Source organism: Variovorax sp. 01T439_2 (assembly GCF_056398445.1).
In genome coordinates this window covers 1-3,712 of sequence record NZ_JBFTPJ010000610.1, presented here as the reverse complement: position 1 = coordinate 3,712, position 3,712 = coordinate 1, and the positions used below count along the sequence as shown (strand labels likewise).

At 69.3% G+C, this 3,712-nt stretch carries 1 protein-coding gene; it reads right to left on the bottom strand.

The window, feature by feature from the left end:
* Positions 1 to 3,676 (bottom strand): excinuclease ABC subunit UvrA (gene uvrA / locus AC1DOC_RS24295; RefSeq protein WP_478130660.1); only part of this gene is annotated, 3,676 nt, incomplete at its 3' end.
* Between the last annotated feature and the right edge of the window lie 36 nt (positions 3,677 to 3,712).

Genomic DNA, 3,712 nt, shown 5'->3' with positions numbered 1-3,712 from the left:
GCAAAAAGTCGCCGTCCACGCGCAGGTGCGTGAAGCCGCGCGGCCGCGCCCAGTCGGCCAGCTCGGTGTACACGCCCTTGCGGTTGCTCACCAGCGGCGCGAGCAGGCCGATGTGCTGGCCCTTGAAGTTGCGCATCAGCTGCGCCGCGATGCTGTCGGGCGTCTGCGGCTGCACCGCCGCGCCGTTGTGGATGCAGTGCTGGATGCCGAGCTTCACGTACAGGAGGCGCAGGAAGTGCCAGACCTCGGWGGTSGTSSCCACCGTGCTCTTGCGGCCRCCGCGCGASAGSCGCTGCTCGATGGCCACSGTSGGCGGAATGCCRTAGACCGCATCCACTTCAGGCCGGCCCGCGGGCTGCACGATGCTGCGCGCATAGGCGTTGAGCGATTCGAGATAGCGCCGCTGCCCTTCGTTGAACAAAATGTCGAAGGCCAGCGTCGACTTGCCCGAGCCGCTCACGCCCGTCACCACGCTGAACTTGCCGCGCGGAATGTTCACGCTGAGGTTCTTCAGGTTGTGCTCGCGCGCGTTGACGATCTCGATCGCATGGCCGCCCGGCGCCGTCTTGGCATTGGCGATGTAGCGCCGCGCGGCGCGCTCGGCCACCTTGTAGGCCTCGGGGCCGATGGCCAGGTCGTAGTCGGCCAGCGCCGCGCCGGTGAGCGAGGCGCGGTTCTCGCGCAGCTGCTCGGGCGTGCCCTCGGCCACCACCCGGCCGCCGCCGTCGCCGCCTTCGGGGCCGAGGTCGATGCACCAGTCGCTGGCGCGGATCACGTCGAGGTTGTGCTCGATCACGATCAGCGAATGGCCGGCGTCGAGCAGCTTGCGCAGCGCGCGCATCAGCCGCGCGATGTCGTCGAAGTGCAGGCCGGTGGTGGGCTCGTCGAACAGGAACAGCGTGCCTCGGCGCGCGACCGATTGCTTGCTGGCCGTTGCGCTCTTGGCCGCCTCGGCCAGGAAGCCCGCGAGCTTGAGGCGCTGGGCCTCGCCGCCGCTCAGCGTGGGCACGGGCTGGCCGAGCTTGACGTAGTCGAGCCCCACGTCGGAGATCGGCTGCAGCACGCGCAGCACGTCGCGGTCGGCCTCGAACACCGCCGCGGCTTCGGCCACGGTGAGGTCCAGCACGTCGGCCACGTTGTAGCTCCGGCCCTTGCGCTCGACCTTCACCTCGAGGATCTCGGGGCGGTAGCGCTTGCCGTCGCAGTCGGGGCAGCGCAGGTACACGTCCGAGAGGAACTGCATCTCGACGTGCTCGAAGCCCGAGCCGCCGCAGGTCGGGCAGCGGCCGTCGCCGGAGTTGAAGCTGAACTTGCTCGCGGTGTAGCCGCGCTGGCGCGAGAGCGCGGCGGTGGCGAAGATCTCGCGGATCGCGTCCCATGCGCCCACGTAGCTCGCGGGGTTGGAGCGCGCGGTCTTGCCGATCGGCGACTGGTCGACGAAGACCACGTCGCCCAGGTGATCGGCGCCCAGCAGGCGGTCGTGCGCGCCCGGCGTTTCGGTGGCCTTGCCGAAGTGGCGCATGAGCGCGGGCGCCAGCACGTCCTGGATCAGCGTCGACTTGCCCGAGCCGCTGACGCCGGTCACGCAGACCAGCCGCGCGAGCGGAAACTCGACCGTGATGTTCTTGAGGTTGTGCTCGCGCACGCCTTCGAGGATGAGCCGGTGCGTGTTCTCGCTCACGAGCCGCTTGAAGCCCATGCCGATCTTCTTGCGCCCGCCCAGGTACTGGCCGGTGAGCGTGTCGGCATCGCGCAGCTGGTCGGTGCTGCCGTCGAACACGATCTGCCCGCCGCGGATGCCGGGGCCGGGGCCCATGTCGATCACGCGGTCGGCCGCGAGCATCACGGCCGGGTCGTGCTCGACCACCACCAGCGTGTTGCCCGCATCGCGCAGGCGCAGCATGGCCTCGGTGATGCGGTTCATGTCGCGCGGATGCAGGCCGATGCTGGGCTCGTCGAGCACGAACAGCGTGTTGACCAGCGAGGTGCCGAGCGCGGTGGTGAGATTGATCCGCTGCACCTCGCCGCCCGACAGCGTGCGGCTTTGCCGGTCGAGCGTGAGGTAGCCGATGCCGACGTCGTGCAGGTAGCGCAGGCGGGTGGTGATTTCTTCGAAGAGGAGTTTGAGGGCCTGGGCTTCGCCCTGTCTTGCTCCTTCCCCCGCCGGGGGAAGGCCGGGATGGGGGCTCTCGGCCTCCACCACCGCCACAGCTTTTGCAGAGGCCGCGTGCCCCCACCCCTGCCCTCCCCCGGCGGGGGAGGGAGCCAAACCCATGCGGTCGAAGAACCGCCGCAGCCGCTCGATCGGCAGCAGCATCAAATCATGCAGGCACAACCCCGGCAGCGCCTCCAGCTGCGCGCGCGTCCACTTCACGCCGGCCGGCATGAAGCGCTTGGCGGGCTCCAGCACCGCGTCCGCGTCTTCCTTGCTGCCGATGCGCCAGATCAGGCTGTCGAGCTTCAGGCGCGCGCCGCTGCAGGTGGGGCACGGCGTGTAGCTGCGGTACTTGGACAAGAGCACGCGGATGTGCATCTTGTAGGCCTTGCTCTCCAGGTACGCGAAGAAGCGGCGCACGCCGTACCACTGCTTGTTCCAGTTGCCTTCCTTGTAGTTGGGCGTGCCCTCGATCACCCAGTGCTTCTGCTCGTCGGTGAGCTTGTTCCAGGGCGTGTCGCGCGGAATGCCGGCCGCCTCGGCGTGGCGCATGAGGTCGTCCTGCGCTTCCTTCCAGGCGGGGGTCTGGATGGTCTTGATCGCGCCGGCGCGCAGCGTGAGCCGGTCGTTGGGAATCACGAGGCCCAGGTCGACGCCGATCACGCGGCCGAAGCCGCGGCAGGTGTCGCAGGCGCCGACGGCCGAGTTGAACGAGAACATCGACGGGATCGGGTCGGCGTAGCGGATGTCGCTCTCGGGGCAGTGCAGGCCGGTGGAGAACTTCCACACGTCCGTGGGTGCGTTCTCGTCGGCACCCGTGGCATGCACCGTGACGCGCCCGCTGCCGCGCTTGAGCGCCACCTCGATGGCCTCGACCACGCGCGCGCGCTCGGCGCTCGAGATGCGGAAGCGGTCGGCCACCACGTCGAGCATCTTGCGCGGGCCGGTGGGCGTGGCCACCTCGCGCTCGGCCTGCACGCGCGTGAAGCCGCTGGCCGACAGCCATTGCGTCACTTCATCGGCCGAGGTGCCGGCCGGCAGCTCGACCGGGAAGGTGACCACCAGCCGCGGATCGCCCGCCGCAGCCGCGCGCTCGGCGATCTGCGCATAGATGCTGTCGGGCGAGTCGTGGCGCACCGGCAGCGCGGTCTCGCGGTCGAACAGCTGGGCCGCGCGCGCGTAGAGCAGCTTCAGGTGGTCGTTGAGTTCGGTCATCGTGCCGACCGTGGAGCGCGAGGAGCGCACCGGGTTGGTCTGGTCGATGGCGATGGCGGGCGGCACGCCCTCCACCTTGTCGACGGCCGGCTTGTCCATGCGGTCCAGGAACTGGCGCGCGTAGGCGGAAAAGGTCTCCACGTAGCGCCGCTGGCCCTCGGCATAGAGGGTGTCGAACACGAGGCTCGATTTGCCCGAGCCGCTGGGCCCGGTGACCACGGTCATCTCGCCGGTGCGGATGTCGAGGTCGAGGTTCTGGAGGTTGTGCTGGCGCGCGCCGCGAATCCGGATGGAGCCCTGTGTCATGAATGCCTTTGGGGTTGGTTAAAACATTCTAGGGAG